The organism is Rhizobium sp. AG855 (assembly GCF_003610655.1).
GTDB classification, from domain to species: domain Bacteria; phylum Pseudomonadota; class Alphaproteobacteria; order Rhizobiales; family Rhizobiaceae; genus Allorhizobium; species Allorhizobium wuzhouense.
The window spans coordinates 17,922-43,289 of record NZ_RAQG01000006.1 but is presented as its reverse complement, the minus strand read 5'-3'; the positions used below and the strand labels follow the sequence as shown (position 1 = coordinate 43,289).

Sequence of the window (25,368 nt, the reverse complement as noted above, 5' to 3'; positions counted from 1 at the left end):
TTGCAATCTGGTTAAAAAGTCACTTCGTTCCGTACATGCGGTCGCCGGCGTCGCCCAAGCCCGGCATGATATAGCCCTTCTCGTTGAGGTGGCTGTCGATCGAAGCGGTGAAAATCGGCACGTCGGGATGGACGGCGTGGAAGTTCTTGATGCCTTCCGGTGCGGCCAGCAGGCAGAGGAAGCGGATGTTCTTGGCGCCGCGTTCCTTGAGTTTGTCGATGGCGGCGATCGAGGAATTGCCGGTGGCAAGCATCGGATCGACGACGATGATCAGACGCTCCGACAGAGCCTCCGGCGCCTTGAAGTAGTATTCGACAGCCTGCAGCGTTTCGTGATCCCGGTAGACGCCGACATGGGCGACGCGGGCGGCCGGCACGAGTTCCAGCATGCCTTCCAGGAGACCATTTCCGGCGCGCAGGATCGAGGCAAAGACCAGCTTCTTGCCCTCGAGGATCGGCGACTGCATTTCGGTCAGCGGTGTCTCGATCGTCTCCATGGTCAGTTCGAGATCGCGGGTGACCTCGTAGCAGAGCAGGGTCGAGATCTCGCGCAGCAGCCGGCGAAAGCTGGAGGTCGAGGTTTCCTTACGGCGCATGATCGTCAGCTTGTGCTGGACGAGGGGGTGGTTGATGACTGTTACGCCGTCCATGGATCGAGCCTTCTTTTCTTCTTTGTTTTCGGATGGGTCTATTTTCACGTTCTCTGGCAGGGCTGCAAGAGCGGGCGCAGAATTTGCCTAATCTTCAACAGGGCGGCGTCAGAGTTTTGCCAAAAGAGCTGCCCGTGTTTCCTCGTCGACGAAGGCGGCTTCGATAGCCGTGCGCGTCATGGCGTCGATCTCGGCATCGGAGAACCCGAATTCGGTTGCGGCAAGCTCGTATTCACGGGCCAGCGACGTGCGGAAGAAGGGCGGGTCGTCGGAGCTGATGCAGACGCGCACGCCGGCATCGCGGAGCTTGCGCAAGGGGTGGCTCTGGAAATCCGGATAGACCGAAAGCGCGATGTTCGATCCGGGGCAGACTTCGAGGACCGTGCCGAGATCGGCGAGGCGGCGGACGAGTTCCGCATCCTCGATGGCGCGCACGCCGTGGCCAATTCGAGCCGGCTTCACGAGATCAAGCGCATCGGCGACACTGAAGGCGCCGCAGACTTCTCCGGCATGGATGGTGAGCCCGAGACCCGCTTCGCGGGCGATATCGAACGCACGGGCATAGTCCGCAACGCGGCCCATACGCTCTTCACCGGCCATATTGAAGCCGGTGATCAGGGGATTGGAACTGCGGGCGGCATATTGCGCGGCGGCGATGACGCTTTCCGGACCGAAATGGCGCTCTCCCGTCACAATAATACGGGCTTCAATGCCTGTGGCGACCTTGGCCGCCTTGATGCCTGCCGTGACGCCGGCGAGATAATTATCGGCACCGAGGCCGATGCGATCCCCGTGATCGGGCGAGACGATCAACTCGCTGTAGATGGTGCCGACAGACGCCAGTTCGCGCAGATATGTCTCAGCCAGCAGTGCATAGTCCTCCTCCGTACGGAAGAGGCTCGCAACCTTGTCGTAGGCCTTGATGAATTCGGCGAAATCCGTCCAAGCGTAGCGGTCACCATCCATGAAGGTGGCAGGATCGACGCCATATTTGTGCGCCTGATCAAGGGTGAGTACCGGAGGCGCTGCACCCTCAAGATGGCAGTGCAGCTCTGCCTTTTTCAGCTTTGTTGTCACAGGAAACTCCGTCCGTGGCGGCCAGGGGTGATACCCAGATGTGCCGCAATGGTTTCGCCGATATCGGCATACGTGGAGCGAAGCCCGATGTTGCGCGAACGTATGCCTGGGCCGAAACACATGATCGGGACCCGTTCGCGCGTATGGTCGGTGCCGCGCCAGGTTGGATCGCAGCCATGGTCGGCTGTCATTAGCACCATATCGCCGGGCTTCAGCTTGCGATGCACCTCGGGTAGACGGCGATCGAAGGCTTCGAGCGCTGCGGCATAACCAGGCACGTCGCGGCGGTGACCATAAAGCATGTCGAAATCGACAAAATTGGTGAAGACGAGATCTCCGTCTGCGGCTTCGTCGATGGTTTTCAATGTCGCATCCATCAGCGCAGCGTTGCCGTTTGCCTTGATCATGCGAGTGACACCCTGATGGGCAAAGATGTCAGCGATCTTACCCACTGCATGCACTTTCCGTCCTTGGTCGATCAGTCGATCGAGCAGGGTGGGTTCTGGTGGCAGCACGGAATAGTCACGCCGGTTGCCGGTGCGCTCGAAGCTATGGACGGTTTCGCCGATGAAAGGACGCGCGATAACGCGGCCAATATTCAGCGGGTCGAGCAACTTGCGCACGATCTGACACAGCGACAAGAGGCGCTCAAGCCCGAAATGGGTCTCGTGGGCGGCGATCTGGAAGACGGAATCCGAGGAGGTATAGCAGATGGGCTTTCCGGTGCGGATATGCTCCTCACCGAAACGGGCGATGACTTCGGTGCCGGAGGCATGGCAGTTGCCGAGAATGCCCGGCAGGTTTGCCTCACGACAGATCGCTTCGACGAGAGTGGCCGGAAATGCTTCCTCCCCCGCAGGAAAATAACCCCAATCGAACATGACTGGGGTGCCGGCGATTTCCCAATGACCGGAGGGAGTGTCCTTGCCGTGAGACACCTCGCTTGCGGCGCCGTGCAGGCCAAAGACGCGATCGGGGATAGGCATGCCCGCCGGCAGGCGGCCCGTGGCCAGTTTGGCGGCCGTCAGGAGGCCGAGCGCCGACATGTTGGGCAGAACGAGAGGTCCCTGACGCAGACCCTTTCGATCACCGGCTCCTGCCGCACAGAATTCGGCTATATGCCCCAAGGTATCGGAACCATCGTCGCCATATCCGGGTGCGTCCGGTGCACCGCCAATGCCGAAGGAATCGAGAACGAATAGAAATGCGCGTGCCATGCCAAACCCAAGGCCGGTCCAGATGATGCGATGCCCGGCGTCAGCCTGCATCATTAGCGGCTGGGCTCAGGCTTGGCAAATGGGCGAGGTCAGCAGTCGCTGCAGGTAATTTGCGCGCCCAGTCGCTGGCGATAGTAGAATTCGCGGTACAGAGTGAGGCTTTTTGTGCCGCCACTGACCATACCCGGAAGATAGGTCATCATTTCGTGGGAAACGCTGAGCTCGCTGCGGATCAAGAAGGTATCCGCAATCAGGAGATTTGCCGGGACGGGAGCGGAGGTACCAACGGCATAAGGGGCGACACCGGTAGACGACCATGACCAGGCGACCTTGGCTGTCTTCGTACCGTCTATCTTGATCGCCGTGACCTTAATGAGGAGATCCGTTGGTGGATAAGGCACGAAAATCGCCTTTGCCACGTCGGACATCGTAACCAGATAGGCTTTGGTCACCTTTTCTTCGCGCGCGACGATGTCCGCGACCGCACTGCTGGCCATTGACGCCTTCTTGGCGGCACTGAAGCCCATCGTGAGCTCGAACGACATCAGATAGAGAACCAGAAGCATCGGGGCAACGAGAGCAAATTCGACACCACCCACACCCTGCTTGTCCGCTAAAATAGCACGCAGGCGAAGGATGATCCCTCGGTAGCGAGGGACGCCACGTGACGATGCGGGAGAAGCATTTTCGAGAATGGTCCTGTTCATGGATATTTCTCGTTCTTGAAAGCGGTCGTCGCCACGATCAGGAAGTCGCTTGGCATTGAACCGTCTGCCGGCCGTATGGTGGTGATGTACGGACGAATAAGATCGGTGATGACTTGCCAGCGGTAATAGGCGCGCAGCATGTTGATCGAGTCCGGACCGCCGGGCGTGAAGGCAAAACTCGCAGGATTGATATCGGAATAGTCCGCATTGCTCATGCGCGGGATCGTCTTGGGGATCGCTGCAAAGCTCGAGAATGTTCGGGCGTCGATATAGAGCTTTGCGGCCGTCGCAACTTCCGTTGCAGAACAGGTGATGAGAATACTGATCTCGTCACAGAACAACTGCCTGAACTCTTCCTTGGTCTTGTCCGTCGAACGGTTCAGACCATAGGTAATATGTCCCGTACGGATGTCCCGCCCGAGCTTGTTGACCGCATTCGTCACCAACTGCTCAGCCGAAAATGCAAGAAAGGTCTCAATGATTGCGAAGATGATGAGGAAGTACGGGACCGAGAGAATGGCGAACTCGATTGCAGCGGCTCCATCGCGCGAACGCGCCAGACGCTTCCAAAGGCGGCCCATCCGCATCCTGGGTGATCTCGCACCGCGCTGATCTTTTTCTTGGCCGCTCATAGCCCTACCCGTTCCAGACGTTGGTCAGAAGCTAAGCGGCAAGTATTGATTTTCCGTTTCCGAACTCTTTACACTTGATCCAATTGCAGAAACGCAAATTCATTTCCGACTATTGCGGCGAACCTGTCTGGGCATGCTGCTCGCAATTTGGCGTGCAAGACAGCACCGTGCGGTCTGTGGCCTTATAGACTCGCACTGTATTGGACTCATCGATCGAGACCAGGATCCGTTCATCGACGATCGCGTTGCCATCCGCATCAAGCAGAACGAGGTTCGTCGTGCCATAAGCGCGGCCGGTCAGCACTATCGTCTTCGAATCTGCCACCGTCGCATCCGCGACTTCGGAGTTGCCGACAATCACCTTGCTAACAGGGCGGTCAAGCTTCAGGATTCGCGCACTGTTCATATAGACACGAAGAATATCATCGGCCGCAGCAGCCGGCGCGGACACGACCATTGCCACGAGCAGGGCCAGCAAGGCAGCAAGGGCAGTGAAACGACGGTCGAACTTGGACATGCGTTATGTTCCGCGCGTGAGAGGGCTTGAGCGCGGAGTATGGAACGCCTTGGTGAATGAAGCGTTAAGCCGCAAAACCTGCCCCAGCTCTCTTATTTGGTCTGCAATTCTTGCGACACTTCGGCGGGGCCCAGAACGTGCGCTCCAATTTGATACAGATGACCGTGTTCGCGGCCTCTCGAGCTGGCACTTAACCACCCAATCCGACATCCAGATACCCGGAACCGAGGCGGAAAACTTGATCGCGATCACGCAGATGCCCCTATTCGCGCCCCAACGAGCCGTCATCGAACGCATTCAACTGAAAGCGCGAGACCTTTGTTTACCAAACTTCTTGCAAAGCCTCGTTCATGAGATGGTAACCGTCTTTCTTAAGTCGATGGCAAGGGGGTCGATTTAGGTTGAGGGCATCCGAGCAACGGAAACAGTTGCCGGCAGTGCTGATCAACCTCGCGGAGTAGGAGAATAACATGACCAAGCTTTTCGCACGTTTCGTCAAGGACGAGTCCGGCGCAACTGCCATCGAATACGGCCTCATCGCCGCCCTGATTTCTGTCGCCCTGATCACCGGCGCGACGACCCTCGGCAACGCTCTGAACACGCAGTTCCAGTCGCTGTCGACCAAGATGACCACCGCAAATTCCAAGAACTAATCGTTCTTTCACCTGCCTAAGAAAGCCGCCTCCGGGCGGCTTTCGTGTTCCACAGTACGAAGAGACAGGCGTGTTTCCGATTTCGCAAGGCTTGCGGGATAGTTTGTTTGGACACAGGAGATTTCAGGTTGATTACTGCAATTATCTTCGTCGTCCCGCCCCTCTGCTTGGCTATTGCGGCGCTGACTGACTTCTTGGAGATGACGATACCCAACCGCGTGTCGGCCGCGCTGCTCGGGTCGTTTTTGCTTGTTGCGCCGTTCTGCGGACTGACATTAACCGAGTTCGGCTTGCACTTGCTCGCATCTGTTGTTGTGTTCTGTGTTTGCTTCGCATTGTTCGCATTGAATGTCATGGGCGGAGGGGATGCAAAGCTATTGACCGCTGCTTCGCTCTGGTTTGGGTTCAACATATCCTTGTTCGAATTCTTAGCATTCACTGGCTATCTCGGTGGTCTCGTGACGTTAGCAATCGTACTGATGCGTTCGAATTGGGATAAGTTAGCTACACTGGGTGTTAGGTTGCCTCAGACACTCATGCACGAGAAGAAGGTTCCCTACGGAATCGCCATTGGAGCCGCCGGGCTGATGGCCTACCCCGATTCCCCGTTAATGGTTGCAGCGATCGCGAGTATCCGCTGACGCCAGCAGAAACTCTCCGTTAACCACAAAAGTAAGCAGCTCATTAACCATAAGTACACCAATTCCTGATCATTCTCTGGCCCAGAACCTATTGCGTCGCCCGAGGATCGATCATGAAACCCGCCCGTCTCATCATACTCGCTGTCGCCGTCGTGGCCGCCGGTATGGCCGGTCTCCTCGCCATGCGGCTGAGCGGCAACCAAACCGTGATCGTTCAGGACAATGCTGCGGTGGAGAAACAGCCCACCGTTGATGTTCTCGTCTCTGCGAAAAATCTCCCCGTCGGCGCCCGTCTCGACGAAAGCGCCATGCGTTGGATGCCTTGGCCCGCCGATAGCGTCGTTGATGGTTTCATCACCTCGTCGACCCGCGCCGATGCGATGACCGAACTGCAAGGCGCCGTGGTGCGCCTCCCCTTGTTCGAGGGCGAGCCGTTGCGGCGGGAAAAAATCGCCGATTCATCATCGCGAATCCTCTCTGCTCTTCTGCCTTCCGGCAAACGGGCCGTTTCGACCGAGATTTCGGTTGCCACGGGCGCCGGCGGCTTCATCCTGCCCAATGACCGGGTGGATGTGATCATGGTTCGCAAGGGTGACGAGAACAACTTCCTGACCGAAACCGTCCTGTCGAACGTCCGCGTGCTCGCCGTCGACCAGCAGATCGAAGAAGCGCCCGATGGCTCCAAGTCGGTTATCGGCACGACCGCAACGCTCGAACTGACCCCGGACCAGACAAAGGTGATGGCGGTTGCACAGCAGATGGCCGATCGTCTGTCGCTCGCCCTGCGCTCGGTCGCCGACGCGCAGGAAGAAGATACGAGCGCTGCCGACTATCTGCTGAGTGGCGGTGACGGCCAACCGACGATTCAGGTCATCAAGTCCGGCGAGGTGGTGAAATCGTCCGCCCCTGCCGCCGATTCCATGAAGTGAGTGGGGGACACATCGTGAAAATCTCGACCAACAAACTTCGTGTTTCCTTGACCGGGGGATTGGCCCTGGCCATGACCGTTTCCGGCATTCCATCGCCTCTCGGCTCCCAGATCCTAGGCATAGGCACCGTCAATGCGGCTCAGCAAAGCGTTCTGCGGATCACCGATGCCGGCCCTGGTACACGCCGCACCGTCAAGCTCGGTCTGAACAAGGCTCTCGTGGTTGATCTGCCGGCCGACGCACATGATATCCTGGTGGCGGATCCCAGCATGGCGGACGCAGTCACCCGTTCGTCGCGGCGCATCTATCTGTTCGGCAAGACCGTCGGACAGACCAATATCTTCATCTTCGGCGACAACGGCCAGGAAATCGTCAGCCTCGATATCGAAATCGAACGTGATATTGCGGGCCTTGAGGCCAATCTGCGCCGCTTCATTCCAGAATCCGACATCAAGGTCGAGATCGTATCCGACAACATCGTGTTGACCGGCAGTGTTCGCACGCCGCAGGACGCAGCTCGGGCACAGAGCCTCGCCAAGGCCTTCCTTCAAGGCGGTGAAGCAACGACGCGCAACACGACTGCTTCCAGCAGCCAGGAAGGTGGCGACGTCGCCATCTATGCAGAAGAGCGCCAGCAGTCACAGATCGTCAACCTGCTGCAAATCGAGGGTGAGGATCAGGTAACCCTGAAGGTCACGGTCGCCGAAGTCAGCCGCCAGGTGCTGAAGCAGCTCGGATTCTCCGGCAGCATTTCGGATGGAGCAAATGGCATCAGCTATGCCAATCCGTCGAACCTCGGCAACGCGATCGACCCGACGGGCACCGCCAAGATATCGAGCACGATCGGCAATGTCGGCATCAGTGCCTATGTGAACGCAATGGAACAGGCTGGTGTCATGCGCACCCTTGCCGAGCCCAGTCTGACCGCGATCTCCGGCGAACCGGCGAAATTCTATGTTGGCGGCGAATATCGTCTGGCGGCAGCTCAGGAAATCAATGTCGACGACAAGGGCCAGGCGACGTTGAGCCGCACGACCGACACTGTCGATTACGGGATTGCACTCAACTTCCGTCCCGTGGTTCTCGCTCCCGGCCGCATCAGCCTCAAGATCGAGACCAATGTTTCAGAACCGACCTGGGAAGGGAATGTGGTGACCGGGAACACGGCTCCGAGCATTCCCGGCTCCACCTATATGTCGATCCGCAAGCGCGAGGCTTCGACCACCGTGGAATTGCCCTCCGGCGGCTCCATCGTGATTGCGGGCCTGGTACAAGACAATATTCGACAGGCGATGAGCGGCTTGCCAGGTATCTCGAAGGTGCCGATCCTTGGCGCACTCTTCCGCAGCAAGGATTTCCAGCGCAACGAGACCGAACTCGTCATCATTGCCACACCCTATCTGGTGCGCCCGGTTGCCCGCAGCGCCCTGTCGCGACCCGACGACAACTTCAACCCCGAAGGGGATGGCGCAACCTTCTTCCTGAACAAGGTGAACAAGGTCTACGGCCGCCGTGAAAGCAATGCTCCTGCCGGCCAGTATCATGGCGCGGTCGGCTTCATCTACAAGTGAGCGAGGTTCAACGAGACACATGAAGACTCCGACGCTCAAGTCCACGGAAAGCCAGGAAACCATGGCCGCCTTCACCAGCACCCTGCCGCGTCTCGCTCTGGCAGCCGTGATCCTCGGCACGTCTTTCGTGCTTGCCGGATGCGGCAACCTCAACAAGGACGGGATGTCGACATCCGCCATTCCAGACGATTATCGGACCCGTCACCCCATCATGCTCAGCGAAGTCGAGCATTCGCTCGACGTGCCGGTTGCCAGCGGCGACCGAAAGCTGACCAACGGCCTTCGCGATTCGATCGGCGGCTTCGCCAACGAGTATCTGTCAACGTCCTCTGGCACGATCCAGATCATGCTGCCGCAAGGCTCTCCCAACGCGGGTGCAGCGTCGGTGCTTCGTAAGCAGATCCGCGACGTGTTGACCACGCGTGGCGTTGCATCGAGCAAAATCATCGAGACAAGCTACCAGGCGCAGGCCGGCGGTGACGTGGCACCCATTCGCCTGAGCTACGTGGCGATGACCGCGATGACAAATCCCTGCGGCGAATGGCCGGAAGACCTGACCAACAACACCATGGCCAACAAGAATTATCACAACTTCGGCTGCGCCACGCAAAGCAATCTCGCAGCGCAAATCGCCAATCCGATGGATCTGATGTCACCTCGCGCCATGGCCCCGATCGATGCGACTCGCCGGTCCACGGTAATCGGTCTCTATCGTCAAGGTAGCGACACGTCGACCAAGTGAGCGGCAACGCGTCCCTGAAGGACAGGAAAGCAGAATGAACGCGATCGACTACGAATTCGAGGATACCGCCAGCGGAGGCCACGCCACTGCCGAGCGATCTATCGCGGGCGATGTCGAGGCCCTTCGTCCCCTGCCCCGCATATCCGTTCACGCGTTCTGCATCACGGAGGGCGTGCATGAGGTGATGCAGCAATGCGCGGGCGACCGCCGCATGGCACGCGTGAGCCTGCGGGTCACCCGCGGCAACATCGCCGCAGCAGCGGTCATGTTCGCCTCAACGCCGACGCCGAACCTGATCATTCTCGAAACCGAGGCAGGCCCGCGCGAATTGATGGCCGAACTGGCACCGCTTGCCGAAGTCTGCGACCCGAGTTCCCGCGTCATTGTGATCGGCCGGCATAACGATATCTCGCTCTACCGCGAACTCATCCGGAGCGGCATCTCGGAATATATCGTCTCCCCGTTCTCCATGGCGGATATCATGGGCGCCATTTCCTCGATCTTCGTCGATCCAGAAGCAGAACCGCTTGGCCGCACCATCGCGTTCATCGGAGCCAAAGGCGGCGTCGGCTCTTCGACGATCGCTCACAACTGCGCATTCGACATTGCCTCCCTGTTCTCAACGGAAACCGTTCTGGCAGACCTCGACCTCCCCTTTGGCACGGCGAATATCGACTTCGATCAGGATCCGGCCCAGGGCATGGCGGAAGCCGTGTTTTCGCCAGAGCGGCTGGACGAAGTCTTCCTCGACCGCCTGCTGACCAATTGCGGACAAAACCTTTCGCTCCTGGCGGCACCATCGCTGCTGGACCGAGGCTACGACTACGAGCGCGGCGCCTTCCAGCCGATCCTCGACCTCCTTCAGCGCAGCGCGCCGATCAGCGTTCTCGACCTCCCGCATACCTGGGCCGACTGGACCCGGGCCGTGCTTGCGGATGTCGATGAAGTGGTGATCACCTGCGCGCCTGACCTCGCCAATCTTCGCAACATGAAGAACATGCTGGATGCGCTGAAAAAGCTTCGCCCGAACGACAAGCCGCCGCATCTGGTGCTGAACCAAGTCGGAATGCCCAAGCGTCCAGAGATCTCTCCGCAGGACTTCTTCGAACCGCTTGAGCTCCAACCGGTGGCCATCATCCCCTTTGATGCACAGCTGTTCGGCGGTGCCGCAAACAGCGGCCGCATGATCCCGGAAATGGATTCCAAATCGCCAACTGCGGAGACATTCAGCCAGCTTGCACATCTCGTCACGGGACGAGCTGCGATCAAGAAGCCAAAGCGGCCCGGCCTCGGATCGCTGCTTGAAAAGCTGCGGAAGAAATAGACCTCGGACAGGAATAGGTAGCGCTCATGTTTGGCAAACGCGGAAACGACGGTTTCGGCAAGGGAGGCTCGGTTACCGGTACGATACCGGCGCCTGCGGCTGCCGCGCCTGCGGCACGCTCAAACACGAGCCTGATCGAACCCGGTAGCCCCGAGGCCAGCACCCGTTTGCAGGTGACACCCCCGTCGATGCCGGGTGCTGCCCGCAAGAAGGCGCCCCGGACTGACGATTATTACGACACGAAGAGCAAGGTCTTCTCCGCGCTCATCGATACCATCGACCTGTCGCAGCTGGCAAAGCTCGACGGCGAAAGTGCGCGCGAAGAAATTCGCGACATCGTCAACGACATCATCACGATCAAGAACTTCGCGATGTCGATCTCCGAGCAGGAAGAGCTGCTCGATGATATCTGCAACGACGTTCTCGGCTATGGCCCGCTCGAGCCGTTGCTGGCGCGCGACGACATCGCCGACATCATGGTCAACGGTGCCGGCCAGACCTTCATCGAAGTCGGCGGCAAGACGATCGAGTCGGAAATCCGGTTTCGCGACAATTCCCAGCTTCTGTCGATCTGCCAGCGTATCGTCAGCCAGGTCGGCCGCCGCGTCGACGAATCCAGCCCGATCTGCGACGCTCGTCTGCCCGACGGCTCGCGTGTCAACGTCATCGCACCGCCGCTGGCGATCGACGGGCCAGCGCTCACCATCCGCAAGTTCAAGAAGGACAAGCTGAACCTCGCGCAGCTCGTCAAGTTCGGTGCGATTACGCCAGAGGGCGCGGAAGTCCTGCAGATCATCGGCCGCGTCCGCTGCAACGTCGTCATCTCCGGCGGTACCGGTTCGGGTAAGACGACGCTCCTCAACTGCCTGACAGGATTCATCGATTCAGACGAGCGCATCATCACCTGCGAAGATACGGCCGAACTGCAGCTGCAGCAGCCGCATGTGGTGCGTCTGGAAACACGCCCGCCGAACATCGAAGGTGAAGGCGAGATCACGATGCGCGATCTCGTCAAGAACTGCCTGCGTATGCGACCCGAACGCATCATCGTTGGTGAAGTGCGTGGACCGGAGGTTTTCGACCTTCTCCAGGCGATGAACACCGGTCACGACGGATCCATGGGCACGATCCACGCCAATACGCCACGCGAATGCCTGAGCCGTATGGAATCCATGATCGCCATGGGCGGCTTCTCGCTTCCGGCCAAGACCGTGCGTGAAATCATCTCCGGCTCGATCGACGTCATCATCCAGGCCGCCCGCCTGCGCGATGGTTCACGCCGCATCACCCACATCACCGAGGTGATCGGAATGGAAGGCGACGTGATCATCACGCAGGATCTGATGCGTTACGAAATGGACGGCGAAGACGCCAACGGCAAGATTATCGGCCGCCACATGTCGACCGGTATCGGCAAGCCACATTTCTGGGACCGCGCCCGTTATTACAACGAGGATCGTCGTCTGGCTGCCGCTCTTGACACCATGGAACAGAAGTCGAAGGGAATCTGAGCCAATGAACGCGACCATACTCGGCATCGTTCTGCTGGTCGCGGTTTCCACGGCAGCGGTCGCCTATGGTCTCCTCTACAACCGCATGGAGACCGAAAAGAAGACGGCAAACCGGATCAATCGGGTCAAGTCAGCCGAGACCGACATGGGTCAGATCAAGGCCGCCAGAGACCGGGTCCAGGAAATCTCGAAGCGCCGCAAGTCGGTCCAGGATTCGCTCAAGGAGCTCGAAAAGAAGCAGCAGGAGAAATCGAAGAAGGCAAACGAGACGAGCCTGAAATCGCGGATTGCCCAGACTGGACTGTCGATCACTCCGGTCCAGTTCTACATGTTCAGTGCAGCGCTCGGCGTCGTGGTGCTTTTGATGACCCTGATTGCGGGCATGCCACCTCTCGTCATGCTCGGACTGACCTTCGTGTCGGCGCTGGGCCTGCCCAGATGGATCATCAATTTCCTGGTCAAACGTCGCCAGAAGCAATTTCTGGAGGAGTTTCCAAACTCGCTCGACGTGATGGTCCGATCCATCCGATCGGGTCTTCCCCTCAATGATGCAATTCGCATGATTGCTTCGGATGGACAGGAACCGGTCAAGACCGAGTTCCGGCGCGTCGTCGAATCTCAGCAGCTCGGTTTGAGCGTGCCCGATTCGATCGCTCGCATGCACATGACCATGCCTTTGTCCGAAATCAGCTTCTTTGCGATCGTCATCGCGATCCAAGGACAAGCCGGCGGCAACCTGTCGGAGGCCCTGTCGAATCTGTCTCGCGTGTTGCGTGATCGCAAGAAGATGAAGGCCAAGGTGCAGGCGCTGTCCATGGAGGCAAAGGCCTCTGCGGCGATCATCGGCGCATTGCCCTTCATCGTCGCCTTTCTGGTTTATCTCACATCACCACAATACATCATGATCCTCTTCACCGACACCCGGGGACATCTGATCCTCGGCTGCTCGGCAGTCTGGATGAGCATCGGCCTCGTGGTGATGCGCAACATGATCAACTTCGACATTTAGGGACGGAACGGTATGACCGAAGACTGGGCTGCCCAATTCGTCAATCCCGCGCTGATCGTGGCGCTGCTGGTGGCGCTCGCCGTATTCGGCACCTTCTACACGCTGGTCATGCCCTATTTCGAGAAGGGCGACCTGAACAAGCGCATGCGCGCCGTATCAACCGAACGCGATCTGATCCGGGCACGCGAGCGCGCCAAAATGAACTCCGAGGCCGCTCAGAGCCGAACGAGCCTTCGAGCCAACAACAACCAGTCCGTTCGCCAGATCGTAGAGCGCTTCAACCTGCGAAAGGCACTGGTCGACGACAAGACAGTCGACAAGCTGAAAGCCGCCGGCCTGCGCTCACAGAATGCCTTGAACATCTTTCTCGTTGCCCGGTTCCTATTGCCCTTCGCAACGCTGCTCCTCACGGCATTCTGGATCTTCGTGCTCGGAAATCTTGCGGACAAGGGTTTGCCGATCCGGCTCTTCGCCACCATTGTCGGTGGCTATGTCGGCTTCTACCTACCGAATATCTACGTGTCGAACCGGATCTCGAAACGCCAGCACTCGATACGCCGGGCCTGGCCGGACGCACTGGACCTGATGCTCATCTGCGTCGAATCGGGGATTTCTCTCGAGGCGGCCATGCGCCGTGTGTCGGAAGAAATCGGCGATCAATCGCCGGAACTGGCTGAAGAAATGGTGCTGACGACCGCCGAGTTGTCATTCCTGCCGGATCGCCGACAGGCTCTGGAAAATCTCGGTACGCGAACACAGCTGGACAGCGTGAAGAATGTCGTGCAGGCCCTGATCCAGGCAGACCGTTACGGCACGCCGGTCGCGCAGGCTCTGCGTGTACTCGCCCAGGAAGGCCGCGACGAGCGCATGAACGAGGCTGAGAAAAAGGCCGCCGCACTGCCGCCGAAGCTGACTGTGCCAATGATCCTGTTCTTCCTGCCCGTGCTCGTAGCCGTCATCCTCGGCCCAGCCGGCATCCAGGTGTCCGACCGGTTCTGATAAACCGGTCGACAAAGATCAGTGGACGGTGGAGAATTCCTCGTCCAGCAGCTTGAGCGCATCCTGAAGTGCTTCCACCAGAATGTCGGTCAGTTCGTCGGACTTGTTCTCGATGAGCATCAGCTTCACGGCCATGTCCTGCTGATCAAAATATTGATCCGGTCCCTCGTTCATCATCATGTCCCCTTCTGGCCGAATCATTTCGGCTGGAACCAGAGTGAGGTGACATGCTTGCGCAAAACTGTCACGCGATGCCTGCAGCACGCATTATGCCGAGGCTTGTGAATTCTCTGCGCCGACTGCAGCGCTGAAATTGGAGAAGAACTCCGCCGCCAGCTTCTTCGACGTGGACTCAATCAGACGGCTGCCGAGTTGCGCAATCTTGCCGCCAACCTCGGCTTTCACGACGTAGGTCAGGACAGTGGCGGAGGGGCCGTCGCTTTCGAGCGAGACATCGGCACCTCCCTTGGCAAAACCGGCAAGACCGCCCTTACCTTCCCCCGAAATGGTATAGGACTGCGGCGGATTGAGGTTCTGCAGCTCCACCGCCCCTTCGAACTTCGCCTTGATCGGCCCGATCTTCAGGACCACCTTGGCCACCATCGTCGTATCCGAGGTCTTCTCAAGGCTCTCGCAGCCTGGAATTGCCTGTCGCAGGACGTCGGGATCGTTCAGCGCCTTCCATACGGCGTCGACGGGCGCTTCGATCCGCTCTGAGCCTTGCATGTCCATGGTCAATCCTCCCTTGCCAGACGGGCTCCCTCCCGCCGTCCCCAAGAGAGCATGGCGCAGGCCATAGATGCAAGCGCCCTAAAGGAGGATGGAGGGCGCCTAGACCAGAACAGCCTGTTCGATGCGGTCCTGCGATCCGAAGAAACGCAGATAGCGCTCGACTTCCGCTGGTTCGCCGGTTGCCTTTCGCGGATTATCAGACAGCTTCACCGCCGGCCGGCCATTAGCTTCCGAGACCTTGCAGACGATCGAGATCGGCTTCAGGCCATCGATCTCGACGGGTGCGCACCCAGCAAAGTCATTGGTGAGGTTGGTACCCCAGCCGAAACTCATGCGCACGCGGCCCGCAAAGTGGCGGTAGGTGTCAACGATCGCGTCAACGTCGAGTCCGTCCGAGAAGATCAGCAATTTCTTGCGGGGATCGCGGCCCATCTTCTGCCACCACTCGATGATCTTTTCGCCACCTTCAATTGGAGGAGCGCTATCCGGACGGAAACCGGTCCAGTCTGCCACCCATTCCGGGGCGTCCCGCAGAAATGCGGTCGTGCCGAAAGCGTCGGGCAAAACGATCAGGAGATTGCCGCCGTAGAGGCGGTTCCAGTCCTTGAGGACGCGATACGGTGCTGCGGCGAGTTCTTCGTCATTGCGGGCAAGGGCCGCGACCACCATCGGCAGTTCATGGGCATTGGTACCAACCGCTTCGAGATCAGAATCCATAGCGAGCAATACGTTGCTGGTACCCGTGAAGGCGGGGCCAATGCCTTCCTTCAGCGCTTCGACGCACCAGCGCTGCCACAGAAAGCTGTGACGCCGGCGGGTGCCGAAATCGGAAATTCGCAGGCCTGGGAGTTCCTTCAATCGCTCGACCTTGGACCACATCTTGGCCTTGGCGCGCGCATAGAGAACATCGAGGGTAAAGTAGCCGAGCGAACGCATAGCCGCGCGAGAACGCAGTTCATTGATGATGGCGAGTGCCGGAATTTCCCACAGTGTCGTCTCCATCCATGGACCATGGAAGGTCAGTTCGTACTGCCCATCACGTTTCGTCAGCTCGTATTCCGGGAGTTGAAGATTGCCGAGCCAGGCCAGGAATTCGGGTTCAAAGATCTGCGCCCGGCCGTAGAAGGTATTGCCGGCAAGCCAGATCATTTCCTTCTTGGTCAGACGCAGCGCCCGCACATGGTCGAGCTGGTCTCGCAATTCCTGCTCGTCAATTTCATCGGCGAGTCGGACGGACGTCGTGCGATTGATGAGCGTGAAAGTGGCGTGCACGTTGGGATAGAGCTTCCAGATCATCTGGAGCATCAGAAGCTTGTAAAAGTCCGTATCGATCAGGCTGCGAATGATTGGATCAAGCTTCCAGGCGTGATTGTAAACCCTGGTTGCAATGTCAGTCTTGGTCATTGGCCGCTGCCTTACCGATCAGCGGCACGTGGCCGCGATCAGCGGTCGCCACGTGCGACCGCTTCTGCTGCATGTTATCGGCAATCAAGAATGAGTTGTCCAGTCATGGGATCCCATCACTGGCCGGGTGTGGGATTTGACTGCGGCATATTCTGCGAGCCTGTCTCGCCAGCATTCGGCGCAGGCGCCGTCTCAGTCGTCGGCTCGTTTGCCGGATTGTTCGGAGCAATCGAATTGCCCCACCATTCAGCCGGGATCCAGACGAGCATAGCCAAGACGAGGCCTGCGAGAAGCACGATCAGGACCGGCTTGCCGCGGAAGCCCTGGCGCGCTTCGGTGGGGGTCAGGGGCTCGGGTTTAAGACCACGGGTCCGGCGGTCCGTGGCATCTGGAAGGTCGGTTCTGCTGCTCATGGCTCACTCCCTGCTGAATGGTCAGGGCGCCGTCGAGGCGCCCCGTTCTTTAGCAAACGGAAGGAGGCAACGATTGTTCCGACGGATCAGGCCCGTCAGTATCCAGAAGTCCTGTCAACGACGAACTGCAGGGGTTCTCCGCGTTCCAGCCTGCCTATCTGTTCCTCGACATGGCGAAAGAGAGCTCGAACGTCTGATGAAGCGGCCGCGTGAGGCGTCATCAGCACATTGGGCATGGCCCAGAGCGGGCTGTTGCGGTCCAGTGGCTCCTTCACGAAGACATCGAGCGACGCCGCCTTCAATGTTCCGTCGGCGAGGCAGGCGGCAAGCTCCTCTTCCTTCTGGCTTCCGCCGCGCCCGGCGTTGAGAAAAATGGGGCCACCCAGCACCCCGGTGCGCGACAGCTTGGAAAACAGAGGCCTGTCATAGATTCCCCGTGTATCCTCCGTCAGCGGCAAGAGGCCGACGAGGATATCGGTCTGTGCGAGAAACGCTTCCAGGCCGGAAGCGTCGAATGTCTCCACGCCAGCAATATCCTTTTTTCTGCGGGACCATCCGATGACCCTGAAGCCCATGACTTTCAGTTTTGCCGCAGCATCGGCACCGAGGACGCCGAGACCCATGATTCCCACTGTTACATCGCGGGCTTCGGGCTGCTCGGCGATTTCCCGCCAGATGCGAGATCGCTGCTGCTCCGTATAGATCGATCCGTTGCGGAGGTGGTACAGGCATTGCCAAACCACCCATTCGCTCATGCGGTCCGTCAGGCTGCGATCGACAAACCGAACAATCGGCAGATCCGGCAGTTGATAGTTTGAAAGAATGTGGTCAACGCCGGCGCCACCGGAAAAGATCGCCTTCAGACCGCTCGCACGCCTGAACAGATCCGGATCGGGCTTCCAGACTACGGCATAGGCCGCCTGCGACAAATCCCGGCTGCGATTTCCGGGATCACCCATGTCGATCACGGGACGACCGGGAAATGCATCAGGCAAAGCGCGCAGGACGCTGTCACGGTCAAACCGGAGATCGATGATGATGGGGCTTTTCTCTGTCATGTCTGTCTTCCGTTACTGACGGATGCCGCCGGCCTCGACGGCTTCCAGATTGAAGGCGGCGGCCATCAGGGCGCGCGTGTAATCGGCCTTGGGGGCGGCGAAGACTTCTGCGGCGGGGCCCTTTTCGACCACCTTGCCGCCGCGCATGACGATCAGTTCGTTGGCGAGTGCTTTTACCACTTTCAGATCGTGGCTGATGAAGAGATAGGCCAGATCATGCTTCGCCTGAAGATCACGCAGGAGGTCAACGACCTGGGCCTGAACGGTCATGTCGAGTGCGGAGGTCGGCTCGTCGAGCATCACAAATCGCGGCTTCAGCACCATGGCGCGGGCAATCGCGATGCGCTGGCGTTGGCCACCGGAGAATTCGTGCGGATAGCGCCAGCGGGTGGCGGGATCGAGTCCGACCTCTTCAAGCGCCCAAACGACGCGACTGTCACGCTCCTCCGATGACAGGTGCCGTTCGTGAACCTTGAGGCCCTCGGCGATGATTTCACCCACCGACATGCGGGGACTGAGGGAGCCAAAAGGATCCTGGAAAACGATCTGCAAGCGATCGCGCAGAGGCCGCATCTCGCGATAGGAGAAGGCGTGGATATCCTTGCCGATGAAGCTAATGCGGCCTTTCGACGAGATCAGCCGCGAGAGGGCGAGACCGAGCGTGGTCTTGCCGGAGCCGGATTCACCGACGACACCGAGCGTCTGGCCGGCCCTGAGCGTCAGATCGACGCCATCAACGGCCTTAACATGGTCGACGGTTCGACGCAGGAAGCCGGCCTTGATTGGGAACCAGACCCGGATATCTTTGCCCTGCATGACGACGGGCTTTGTCTCGTCCAGCGTTGGCGGTTCGCCGCGCGGCTCGGAAGCGAGCAACTTCTTCGTGTAGGCATGCTGCGGCCGCTCGAAGATATCTTCGACGGGACCCGCCTCGACGATCTTGCCCTTGGTCATTACACAGACGCGATCAGCAAATTTGCGGACGATGCCGAGATCATGGGTGATGAAGAGCATGGACATGCCGTGTTCGGACTTGAGGCGTCCGAGGAGTTCCAGGATCTGGGCCTGCACGGTGACGTCGAGGGCCGTCGTCGGCTCGTCGGCGATCAGGAGCTTGGGACGATTGGCGAGTGCCATGGCAATCATCACGCGCTGGCGTTGACCGCCCGAAAGCTCATGCGGAAAGGCGGAAAGGCGCTTTTCCGGTTCACGAATGCCGACCTGATGCAGGAGTTCCAGTACGCGGGCGCGGGCGACAGTTCCTGTCAGCCCCTGATGCAGACCGAGAATTTCGCTGACCTGCCGCTCAATCGTATGCAGCGGGTTGAGCGAGGTCATCGGCTCCTGGAAGATCATGGTGATGTCGTTGCCACGTACCGCACGCAGGTCCGCTTCGTTGGCCGTCATCAGGTCGCGGCCATCGAACAGGATTTCGCCCGAGGGATGGCTGGCGGAGGGATAAGGCAGCAGTTTCAGGATCGATGCTGCCGACACCGACTTGCCGGAACCGGATTCGCCAACCAGCGCGACGATCTCACCGCGTTTGATATCGAATGAGACCCGATCGACCGCCAGGCTCTCGCGACCGCCCTGGTGGAAAGCGACGGACAGATCGCGCACGGACAGGAGAGGCTTCATCTCACCGTTCATCGGAATGTCTTCCTCGGGTCAAACGCGTCACGAACAGCTTCGCCGACGAAGATCAACAACGAGAGCATGATCGACATGGTGAAGAAGGCCGTCAGCCCCAGCCAGGGGGCCTGCAGGTTGCGTTTGCCTTGCGCGATCAGTTCGCCAAGCGAGGGTGAACCCGGCGGCATGCCGAAGCCAAGGAAATCGAGCGAGGTGAGCGTGGTGATCGAGCCTGAGAGGATAAAGGGCAGGAAGGTCAAGGTGGCCACCATGGCGTTCGGCAGCAGATGGCGGAACATGATCGTGCCATTGCCGACGCCAAGCGCACGGGCGGCATTGACGTATTCAAAATTGCGGGCACGGAGGAATTCGGCGCGAACGATCCCGACGAAGCCGACCCAGGAGAACAGCAACATGATGCCCAGCAGGACAAAGAAGCCGGGCGGCAGGATCGCCGCGATGATGAGCAAAATGTAGAGCACCGGCATGGACGACCAGATCTCTATGAAGCGCTGCATCAGGAGGTCGGTCCAGCCGCCGAAATAGCCCTGCACGGCACCGGCAGTGACCCCGATCGCGGCTGAGGCGAGCGTAAGCGCGAGGCCAAAGAGGATCGAAATACGGAAACCGTAGATCATGCGCGCCATGACGTCGCGGGCCTGGTCGTCGGTGCCAAGCCAGTTCATGTTTCCGAGCACGCAGTTCGGATCCTCCGCCTTCAGCGGATAAGCGGCGCAGCGCTCTTCCTTGTCCATCAGCCAGAAGGGCGCGGTCGGGGCCGAGTGTGGAACCTCGGAATTGACCGTGCGATAAGAATAGCGGATCGGCGGCCAGATCATCCAGCCATTGGCGTTGATCTCATCGGCGATGAAGGGCGAGCGATAGTCGGTCACCGCAAGGAAGCCGCCAAACTTCTCCTCCGGGTAGTCGACGACCACGGGGAAGAGGATCTCGCCCTTGTAGGAGGCGATGATCGGCCTGTCATTGGCGATGAACTCGGCGAACATGCTGAGCACGAACAGGACCATGAAGATCCAGAAGGACCAGTATCCGCGGCGGTTCGCCTTGAAGTTTTCGAGGCGACGGCGGCTGGTGGGCGTGAGCCAAGTCTTTTTCGGCGGAACGACGGCCGTCGTTTCGACAGCGGACATCAGACGTCCCTCCTGTCGAAATCGATGCGCGGATCGATCCAGGTATAAATCAGGTCGGAGATCAGGCCGACGACGAGCCCCATCAGCGAAAAGATGTAGAGCGTGGCAAACACGATCGGATAGTCGCGGTTGACGACGGCGAGATAACCCAGGCGACCCAGACCATCGAGCGAGAAGATGTTCTCGATCAAGAGAGAGCCGGTAAAGAAGGCGGAGATGAAGGCGCCTGGCAGGCCGGCGATGACAATCAGCATGGCATTGCGGAACACGTGGCCGTAGAGAACCTGACGTTCAGCCAAGCCCTTGGCACGGGCAGTCACGACATACTGCTTCTTGATCTCGTCGATGAAGGAATTCTTCGTGAGCAGTGTCGTGGTGGCAAAAGCTGAGAGCAGGAGCGCGATCAGCGGCAGGGTGAGATGCCAGAAATAGTCGAGGATCTTCTGCCACCAGGAAAGCTGGGCGAAATTGTCCGAGGTAAGGCCCCGGAGCGGGAACCAGTCAAAGAAGGAGCCGCCGGCAAAGAGGACAATCAGCAGGATGCCGAAGAGGAAGCCCGGCACGGCATAACCGATGACGATGACACCAGAAGTCCAGACATCGAAGCGCGAGCCATCGGAGACCGCCTTCTTGATGCCAAGGGGGATGGAGATGGCATAGGAGATCAGGAGAACCCATACGCCCAATGAGATGGAGACCGGCATCTTCTCGATGATCAGATCGATCACCGAGGTGTTGCGGAAGAAACTCTCGCCGAAATCGAATCGGATGTAGTTCCACATCATCTCGACGAAGCGTTCGAGCGGCGGTTTATCGAAACCGAACTGCTTTTCGAGCTTGGCGATCAGCTCCGGATCCAGTCCCTGGGCGCCACGATAACGCGACCCGCCTTCCTCCGTGCCGACCTGCTGGTTCAGCATGTCTCCGCCGCCGGACAGCCGCGCATCGGCGCTGTCTCCCTGGCCGCTCAGCTGAGCAATGACCTGCTCAACCGGACCGCCGGGCGCAAACTGGATGACGATGAAAGAGATGCCCATGATGCCGATGATCGTCGGGATCATCAGCAGCAGCCGGCGGAAGATATATCCGGTCATGGAACGCCCATCGCGGACGCATCGCCGCGTTCAAACCACTGTTCCTGTCCGTCAGCCAATCCGTCGGCCCTCCTGCAAAGCGATTCGCCTATCGTTTCCTAAATAACCGGCTTCTCGACAGAAGTCCCCTCGATTAGTTTTGCACCTGCTTTGACCACCAGATGGATGGAAAGCCGATCCCATATGTCGGCAATTCGGCATGCTCGAACTTGTCCCAATAGGCGATCCGCGACGAGCGAAGCGCATAGCTCGGTACTGTATAGCTACCCGCCAGCAACAATCGATCCAGAGCCTTGACCGTGGGGATCAGCGTGTCGCGATCCTTGGCGAAAATGATCTGGTCAATCAGCTTGTCGATTGCGGGGTCGGAAATGCCGGCATAGTTGCGTGACCCCTGCTGATTGACCGACCGCGAACCCCAATAGTCCCGCTGTTCGTTGCCAGGATTGAGGCTCTGCGCCCATCCAAGATAGATCATGTCGTAGTCGAAGCTGCGGACGCGATTGGTATATTGGGCGGAATCCACCGTCCTGACGGAGACCTGTATGCCGATCTTCTTGAGATTGTCCGCGAAAGGGAGCGCGACACGCTCGATGGTCGGCCCATTCAGCAGAATTTCGAACTGCAGCGGTTTTCCCGTGGCAGCGGAGGTCATCTTTCCGCCGCGCAGTTCGTAACCGGCCTCCTTGAGAAGAGCGAGCGCAGCTCTGAGGTTCTCGCGCAGTTTGGTGCCGTCGCCTCCGACGGGGTTCCTGTATGGCTGTGTCAGAACTTCCGGCGCGACATCGGGGCCGAGCGACTTCAATATGTCGAGCTCCCTGCCCTCGGGCAAATCCTGCGATGCCAGCTCCGAGCCGTAGAAATAGCTGTCTATCCGTTTGTATTGATCGAAGAAGATCGTCCTGTTCAACTCTTCGAAGTCGAAGGCGTAATTCAGTGCCTTGCGGACGCGGGCGTCCTTGAACATCTCGCGGCGCATATTGGGGATGAAGCCGACGAGCACACCTGACGTCTTGTATTCGTTGTCAAGCACCTGCCGTTTCACACGGCCGTCGGTGACGGCGGGAAAATCATAAGACCGCGCCCAGCGCATCGCAGAATTCTCGGCCCAATAATCGATCGCTCCCGAGCGGAAGGCTTCAAACTCCACGTCCAGATCCGCGAAGTAGGTATAGGTCTGCGTTCTGAAATTGTTGTAGCCAATGTTGACGTTCAGGTTTTTGCCCCAGTAGTCATCTCGCAATTCATAGACGACCTTGGAGCCTGGGGTGAATGAGGCGATGCGGTATGGCCCGGACCCCATGATGGGCTCGAGCGTGGTTCGCGAAATGTCGCGTGGTTTTCCGTCGGACCCATTGGCAGTCCACCAGTGCTTGGGAACGATATCCAGCTCGCCGACAATGATCGGAAGTTCGCGGTTGTTCTTTTCGTCAAAGGTGAACGTGACGTCTCGGTCCCCCGTCTTTTCCGCTTTCAACACATGGGCGTAGTAGGTGGCATAAAGCGGCTTGAGGTCCTTAAACTTTTCGAAGCTGAAGATCACGTCTTCAGGTGTAACAGGCATGCCGTCCGCCCATTTGGCTTCGGCTCGCAGGCGGAATGTAGCAGTGGCATAGTCCGGTGGGTAAGACACCGCCTCGGCCAGAAGACCGTAGACCGCATCCACTTCGTCCATGGACGGTTTCAACAAGGTTTCTGTCACAAGCGACAATCTCGGAGCCAATCCGGCCGCCAGTTCGCCCTTGTCGAGAACAGGATTAAAACTGTCGAAGGTGCCGGATGCTGAGAGGTTGATGTCTCCTGCTTTGGGCGCTGCAGGGTTGACGTAGTCGAAATGGGCGAAGCCGGGCTGGTATTTGATATCGCCGACGATCGCGAGCGCATGCCGAAACGGCTCGGTCGGCTCCTGGGCGGTTGCGCTGCCGGTGAAGATCGCAACACCCGCAAGGATGAACCAATTCAGAAGTCGCCGTGAGAAAGCCATTCCAGATCCCCTGAGATTTTATTGGGCTAAGAATAGGACAAAACCCTCAGAAATACAGGCGTGGTTACACAGATTTGAATTGGGCACGTTCGCAGTTTCACCCGATTCCTGTTTCACGGTAGCATCTTCATGTGATTCATCCGGGCAGCCGGACCGTCAAACCGCTAGGAACTATCGCAGATGCCATTGCCCGAAGTCCGCCGCCTCGCCTCAGCCTTGATGTTCCTGGGAGCCATATCCGCTTCCGCCGTTGATGTCGTTCAGGCTCAGGACACGCCGGCCAAGGAATTGTTCGGCGGGGTAACATTGCCGACGCGGGCGGCGCCCTCCCCCTATGGCTCCTATGCCAAGGGCTGTATTGCGGGGGCCGTGGCCATTCCGACAGATGGCCCCACATGGCAGGCCATGCGGCTGTCGCGAAACAGGCGCTGGGGACATCCGCAGATGATTGCGCTCTTGGAGCGGTTTTCCCAGGATGCCGCCCAGTTGGGCTGGGGATCCGGCATCCTGATTGGCGATATCTCGCAGCCGCGCGGCGGACCGATGCTGTCGGGCCACGCCTCCCACCAGGTCGGGCTCGATGCCGATATCTGGTTTACGCCGAAACCGGCGCAGCCGCTGACGGCAAGCCAGCGTGAGGACATGCCGTTCACCTCGATGCTCGACAAGAGCAAGTTCCTGACGGTGGACAAGCGTCGCTGGACGAATGTGCATGCCCAGGTGGTTGTGAAGGCCGCGAGCTATCCGCAGGTGGAACGGATCTTCGTCAATCCCGCGATCAAGAAGAAGCTCTGCGAAACATGGACTGGCGATCGTGCGGTTCTCGGGAAGATCCGGCCCATTTACGGTCACGACGAGCATTTCCATATCCGCATACGCTGCCCGGAAGGGGCATCGGGCTGCAAACCGCAAGCGCCCGTTGCGCCAGGCGATGGCTGCGACCAGTCGCTGGCGTGGTGGTTCACGAAGGAGCCCTGGGCAGCGCCGAAGAAGGATCCGAACGCCAAGCCCGCACCGAAACCGCGGGCAACGCAGCTTGACGATCTGCCCAAGGCCTGTAGCGCGATCCTGCATGCTAAGGGACCCGGCAGCGAGTTGGAGGCCACCTACCAGCCGAGGGGCGGCGCCATGCCGGCCACCTCTGCATCGGCCTTTGTCGCCCCTGCCCAGGCTATTGCGACACCTTTCGAGCTTCCGGCGGAGGTTCCCGTTCCGCCCGCACGTCCGAGCGGGCTCTGAACTGCAAGTTACCGGGTGGCTTTTCAAGCGAAGGCCACTGCGGTAGAGGGTATCAAATCGATTTAAAAGAGCTGCCGATCCCGTCATGACCAGCACCCCTTGCATCGCCCTGATCGCCCACGACCAGAAAAAAGACGATATGGCGGAGTTTGCCCGCCGCCATCGGTCGAAGCTTCTGCAATGGCGGATCGTGGCGACCGGAACCACGGGCGGCCGCATCCAGGAGGCCGCGCCCGACCTCAATGTGACCCGCCTGAAAAGCGGTCCCCTCGGTGGAGACCAGCAGATCGGCGCCCTCATCGCCACCGGCGAGGTCGACATGCTGGTGTTCCTCGTCGACCCCTTGACTCCGATGCCGCATGATGTGGATGTGAAGGCACTGATGCGGCTCGCGACCGTTTACGACATCCCGATGGCGCTCAATCTCGCGACCGCCGACATCCTGATGCAGACCCTGGCTGCCTGAGCAGCGGGGGCCAAGAC

At 59.2% G+C, this 25,368-nt stretch carries 26 protein-coding genes; 11 read left to right on the top strand and 15 right to left on the bottom strand.

The features are described 5' to 3' along the window. Positions 1-19: 19 nt before the first annotated feature. The 6 genes from upp to DFO46_RS21375 all read right to left on the bottom strand — a co-directional run bounded on the left by upp (position 20) and on the right by DFO46_RS21375 (position 4,739). Positions 20-649 carry a uracil phosphoribosyltransferase gene (upp, locus tag DFO46_RS21400; protein WP_062277615.1) on the bottom strand — a complete coding sequence of 210 codons (630 nt, stop codon included), beginning with the start codon at positions 647-649 and terminating at the stop codon, positions 20-22. 108 nt (positions 650-757) lie between these two features. Further along, positions 758-1,726 (bottom strand): adenosine deaminase, encoded by a 969-nt coding sequence (locus DFO46_RS21395; RefSeq protein ID WP_110793754.1) that lies wholly within the window; start codon positions 1,724-1,726, stop codon positions 758-760. Beyond that, positions 1,723-2,943, bottom strand: coding sequence for a phosphopentomutase (locus DFO46_RS21390; protein WP_120279114.1), 1,221 nt, complete (start codon positions 2,941-2,943; stop codon positions 1,723-1,725). The genes DFO46_RS21395 and DFO46_RS21390 overlap by 4 nt, the downstream gene beginning before the upstream one ends. Before the next feature lie 89 nt (positions 2,944-3,032). Next, on the bottom strand, positions 3,033-3,650 hold the full coding sequence (locus DFO46_RS21385) for a TadE/TadG family type IV pilus assembly protein (protein ID WP_120279014.1): 618 nt from the start codon (positions 3,648-3,650) through the stop codon (positions 3,033-3,035). Next, the gene (locus tag DFO46_RS21380) at positions 3,647-4,237 is read right to left on the bottom strand and encodes a TadE/TadG family type IV pilus assembly protein (protein ID WP_245422681.1); all 591 of its coding nucleotides are present in this window, start codon (positions 4,235-4,237) and stop codon (positions 3,647-3,649) included. The genes DFO46_RS21385 and DFO46_RS21380 overlap by 4 nt, the downstream gene beginning before the upstream one ends. A gap of 154 nt (positions 4,238-4,391) precedes the next feature. Continuing rightward, the gene (locus DFO46_RS21375; RefSeq protein ID WP_120279113.1) at positions 4,392-4,739 is read right to left on the bottom strand and encodes a pilus assembly protein N-terminal domain-containing protein; all 348 of its coding nucleotides are present in this window, start codon (positions 4,737-4,739) and stop codon (positions 4,392-4,394) included. 530 nt (positions 4,740-5,269) lie between these two features. Here DFO46_RS21375 and DFO46_RS21365 point away from each other — a divergent pair. From DFO46_RS21365 to DFO46_RS21325, 9 genes are all read left to right on the top strand, one after another. Then, on the top strand, positions 5,270-5,452 hold the full coding sequence (locus tag DFO46_RS21365) for a Flp family type IVb pilin (RefSeq protein ID WP_110793758.1): 183 nt from the start codon (positions 5,270-5,272) through the stop codon (positions 5,450-5,452). Between the two features lie 128 nt (positions 5,453-5,580). Beyond that, positions 5,581-6,093, top strand: coding sequence for a prepilin peptidase (locus DFO46_RS21360; RefSeq protein WP_120279011.1), 513 nt, complete (start codon positions 5,581-5,583; stop codon positions 6,091-6,093). 113 nt (positions 6,094-6,206) lie between these two features. After that, positions 6,207-7,022: a Flp pilus assembly protein CpaB gene (gene cpaB / locus DFO46_RS21355; protein WP_110793760.1), complete on the top strand. Its 816-nt coding sequence runs from the start codon at positions 6,207-6,209 to the stop codon at positions 7,020-7,022. A 71-nt stretch (positions 7,023-7,093) separates the two neighbouring features. Further along, on the top strand, positions 7,094-8,593 hold the full coding sequence (locus DFO46_RS21350) for a type II and III secretion system protein family protein (RefSeq protein WP_110793822.1): 1,500 nt from the start codon (positions 7,094-7,096) through the stop codon (positions 8,591-8,593). A gap of 19 nt (positions 8,594-8,612) precedes the next feature. After that, positions 8,613-9,335, top strand: coding sequence for a CpaD family pilus assembly protein (locus DFO46_RS21345; protein WP_120279010.1), 723 nt, complete (start codon positions 8,613-8,615; stop codon positions 9,333-9,335). A gap of 34 nt (positions 9,336-9,369) precedes the next feature. After that, positions 9,370-10,659 carry a CpaE family protein gene (locus tag DFO46_RS21340; protein WP_120279009.1) on the top strand — a complete coding sequence of 430 codons (1,290 nt, stop codon included), beginning with the start codon at positions 9,370-9,372 and terminating at the stop codon, positions 10,657-10,659. A 26-nt stretch (positions 10,660-10,685) separates the two neighbouring features. Further along, positions 10,686-12,170, top strand: a complete 1,485-nt coding sequence (locus DFO46_RS21335; RefSeq protein WP_110793763.1) for a CpaF family protein — start codon at positions 10,686-10,688, stop codon at positions 12,168-12,170. Positions 12,171-12,174: 4 nt separating this feature from the next. Next, positions 12,175-13,179 carry a type II secretion system F family protein gene (locus DFO46_RS21330; RefSeq protein ID WP_110793764.1) on the top strand — a complete coding sequence of 335 codons (1,005 nt, stop codon included), beginning with the start codon at positions 12,175-12,177 and terminating at the stop codon, positions 13,177-13,179. Positions 13,180-13,191: 12 nt separating this feature from the next. Continuing rightward, on the top strand, positions 13,192-14,178 hold the full coding sequence (locus tag DFO46_RS21325) for a type II secretion system F family protein (RefSeq protein ID WP_120279008.1): 987 nt from the start codon (positions 13,192-13,194) through the stop codon (positions 14,176-14,178). Positions 14,179-14,196: 18 nt separating this feature from the next. Here DFO46_RS21325 and DFO46_RS23995 read toward each other — a convergent pair whose 3' ends face one another. The 9 genes from DFO46_RS23995 to DFO46_RS21285 form a co-directional block, all read right to left on the bottom strand. Next, complete coding sequence (locus DFO46_RS23995) at positions 14,197-14,358, bottom strand: hypothetical protein (RefSeq protein ID WP_183041995.1); 162 nt, start codon at positions 14,356-14,358, stop codon at positions 14,197-14,199. 87 nt (positions 14,359-14,445) lie between these two features. After that, positions 14,446-14,916: a carbon monoxide dehydrogenase subunit G gene (locus DFO46_RS21320; RefSeq protein WP_165826417.1), complete on the bottom strand. Its 471-nt coding sequence runs from the start codon at positions 14,914-14,916 to the stop codon at positions 14,446-14,448. Between the two features lie 93 nt (positions 14,917-15,009). Further along, positions 15,010-16,314 (bottom strand): nicotinate phosphoribosyltransferase, encoded by a 1,305-nt coding sequence (pncB, locus tag DFO46_RS21315; RefSeq protein ID WP_120279007.1) that lies wholly within the window; start codon positions 16,312-16,314, stop codon positions 15,010-15,012. 116 nt (positions 16,315-16,430) lie between these two features. Next, positions 16,431-16,727, bottom strand: a complete 297-nt coding sequence (locus DFO46_RS21310) for a hypothetical protein (RefSeq protein ID WP_110793768.1) — start codon at positions 16,725-16,727, stop codon at positions 16,431-16,433. A 95-nt stretch (positions 16,728-16,822) separates the two neighbouring features. After that, complete coding sequence (locus DFO46_RS21305; RefSeq protein WP_120279006.1) at positions 16,823-17,785, bottom strand: glyoxylate/hydroxypyruvate reductase A; 963 nt, start codon at positions 17,783-17,785, stop codon at positions 16,823-16,825. Between the two features lie 12 nt (positions 17,786-17,797). Further along, on the bottom strand, positions 17,798-19,435 hold the full coding sequence (locus tag DFO46_RS21300; protein ID WP_120279005.1) for an ABC transporter ATP-binding protein: 1,638 nt from the start codon (positions 19,433-19,435) through the stop codon (positions 17,798-17,800). Then, a complete protein-coding gene (locus DFO46_RS21295) occupies positions 19,432-20,568 on the bottom strand; it encodes an ABC transporter permease (protein WP_120279004.1) in 1,137 nt (378 codons plus the stop codon). Before DFO46_RS21295 ends, DFO46_RS21300 begins: the two co-directional genes overlap by 4 nt. After that, the gene (locus DFO46_RS21290; protein ID WP_120279003.1) at positions 20,568-21,662 is read right to left on the bottom strand and encodes a microcin C ABC transporter permease YejB; all 1,095 of its coding nucleotides are present in this window, start codon (positions 21,660-21,662) and stop codon (positions 20,568-20,570) included. Before DFO46_RS21290 ends, DFO46_RS21295 begins: the two co-directional genes overlap by 1 nt. Positions 21,663-21,795: 133 nt before the next feature. Continuing rightward, entirely contained in the window at positions 21,796-23,646 is a 1,851-nt protein-coding gene (locus DFO46_RS21285; protein ID WP_120279002.1) for an extracellular solute-binding protein, read from the bottom strand. A 219-nt stretch (positions 23,647-23,865) separates the two neighbouring features. Between DFO46_RS21285 and mepA the strand changes: the two genes are divergently transcribed. Both mepA and DFO46_RS21275 read left to right on the top strand, forming a co-directional pair. Next, complete coding sequence (mepA, locus tag DFO46_RS21280) at positions 23,866-24,885, top strand: penicillin-insensitive murein endopeptidase (RefSeq protein WP_245422693.1); 1,020 nt, start codon at positions 23,866-23,868, stop codon at positions 24,883-24,885. Positions 24,886-24,970: 85 nt separating this feature from the next. After that, positions 24,971-25,351 (top strand): methylglyoxal synthase, encoded by a 381-nt coding sequence (locus tag DFO46_RS21275; protein WP_110793775.1) that lies wholly within the window; start codon positions 24,971-24,973, stop codon positions 25,349-25,351. The last annotated feature ends 17 nt before the right edge of the window (positions 25,352-25,368 follow it).

What these genes read in the sequence shown, in the direction of transcription:
- DFO46_RS21285 (WP_120279002.1), bottom strand. Translation starts at nt 23,646, where the DNA reads ATGGCTTTCTCACGGCGACTTCTGAATTGGTTCATCCTTGCGGGTGTT.
- DFO46_RS21300 (WP_120279005.1), bottom strand. Translation starts at nt 19,435, where the DNA reads ATGAACGGTGAGATGAAGCCTCTCCTGTCCGTGCGCGATCTGTCCGTC.
- DFO46_RS23995 (WP_183041995.1), bottom strand. Translation starts at nt 14,358, where the DNA reads ATGATGATGAACGAGGGACCGGATCAATATTTTGATCAGCAGGACATG.
- DFO46_RS21380 (WP_245422681.1), bottom strand. Translation starts at nt 4,237, where the DNA reads ATGCGGATGGGCCGCCTTTGGAAGCGTCTGGCGCGTTCGCGCGATGGA.
- DFO46_RS21335 (WP_110793763.1), top strand. Translation starts at nt 10,686, where the DNA reads ATGTTTGGCAAACGCGGAAACGACGGTTTCGGCAAGGGAGGCTCGGTT.
- DFO46_RS21390 (WP_120279114.1), bottom strand. Translation starts at nt 2,943, where the DNA reads ATGGCACGCGCATTTCTATTCGTTCTCGATTCCTTCGGCATTGGCGGT.
- pncB (WP_120279007.1), bottom strand. Translation starts at nt 16,314, where the DNA reads ATGACCAAGACTGACATTGCAACCAGGGTTTACAATCACGCCTGGAAG.
- mepA (WP_245422693.1), top strand. Translation starts at nt 23,866, where the DNA reads ATGTTCCTGGGAGCCATATCCGCTTCCGCCGTTGATGTCGTTCAGGCT.
- DFO46_RS21350 (WP_110793822.1), top strand. Translation starts at nt 7,094, where the DNA reads ATGACCGTTTCCGGCATTCCATCGCCTCTCGGCTCCCAGATCCTAGGC.
- DFO46_RS21275 (WP_110793775.1), top strand. Translation starts at nt 24,971, where the DNA reads ATGACCAGCACCCCTTGCATCGCCCTGATCGCCCACGACCAGAAAAAA.
- DFO46_RS21330 (WP_110793764.1), top strand. Translation starts at nt 12,175, where the DNA reads ATGAACGCGACCATACTCGGCATCGTTCTGCTGGTCGCGGTTTCCACG.
- DFO46_RS21310 (WP_110793768.1), bottom strand. Translation starts at nt 16,727, where the DNA reads ATGAGCAGCAGAACCGACCTTCCAGATGCCACGGACCGCCGGACCCGT.
- DFO46_RS21375 (WP_120279113.1), bottom strand. Translation starts at nt 4,739, where the DNA reads ATGGTCGTGTCCGCGCCGGCTGCTGCGGCCGATGATATTCTTCGTGTC.
- DFO46_RS21365 (WP_110793758.1), top strand. Translation starts at nt 5,270, where the DNA reads ATGACCAAGCTTTTCGCACGTTTCGTCAAGGACGAGTCCGGCGCAACT.
- cpaB (WP_110793760.1), top strand. Translation starts at nt 6,207, where the DNA reads ATGAAACCCGCCCGTCTCATCATACTCGCTGTCGCCGTCGTGGCCGCC.
- DFO46_RS21325 (WP_120279008.1), top strand. Translation starts at nt 13,192, where the DNA reads ATGACCGAAGACTGGGCTGCCCAATTCGTCAATCCCGCGCTGATCGTG.
- DFO46_RS21295 (WP_120279004.1), bottom strand. Translation starts at nt 20,568, where the DNA reads ATGTCCGCTGTCGAAACGACGGCCGTCGTTCCGCCGAAAAAGACTTGG.
- DFO46_RS21340 (WP_120279009.1), top strand. Translation starts at nt 9,370, where the DNA reads ATGAACGCGATCGACTACGAATTCGAGGATACCGCCAGCGGAGGCCAC.
- DFO46_RS21290 (WP_120279003.1), bottom strand. Translation starts at nt 21,662, where the DNA reads ATGACCGGATATATCTTCCGCCGGCTGCTGCTGATGATCCCGACGATC.
- DFO46_RS21305 (WP_120279006.1), bottom strand. Translation starts at nt 17,785, where the DNA reads ATGACAGAGAAAAGCCCCATCATCATCGATCTCCGGTTTGACCGTGAC.
- DFO46_RS21385 (WP_120279014.1), bottom strand. Translation starts at nt 3,650, where the DNA reads ATGAACAGGACCATTCTCGAAAATGCTTCTCCCGCATCGTCACGTGGC.
- upp (WP_062277615.1), bottom strand. Translation starts at nt 649, where the DNA reads ATGGACGGCGTAACAGTCATCAACCACCCCCTCGTCCAGCACAAGCTG.
- DFO46_RS21345 (WP_120279010.1), top strand. Translation starts at nt 8,613, where the DNA reads ATGAAGACTCCGACGCTCAAGTCCACGGAAAGCCAGGAAACCATGGCC.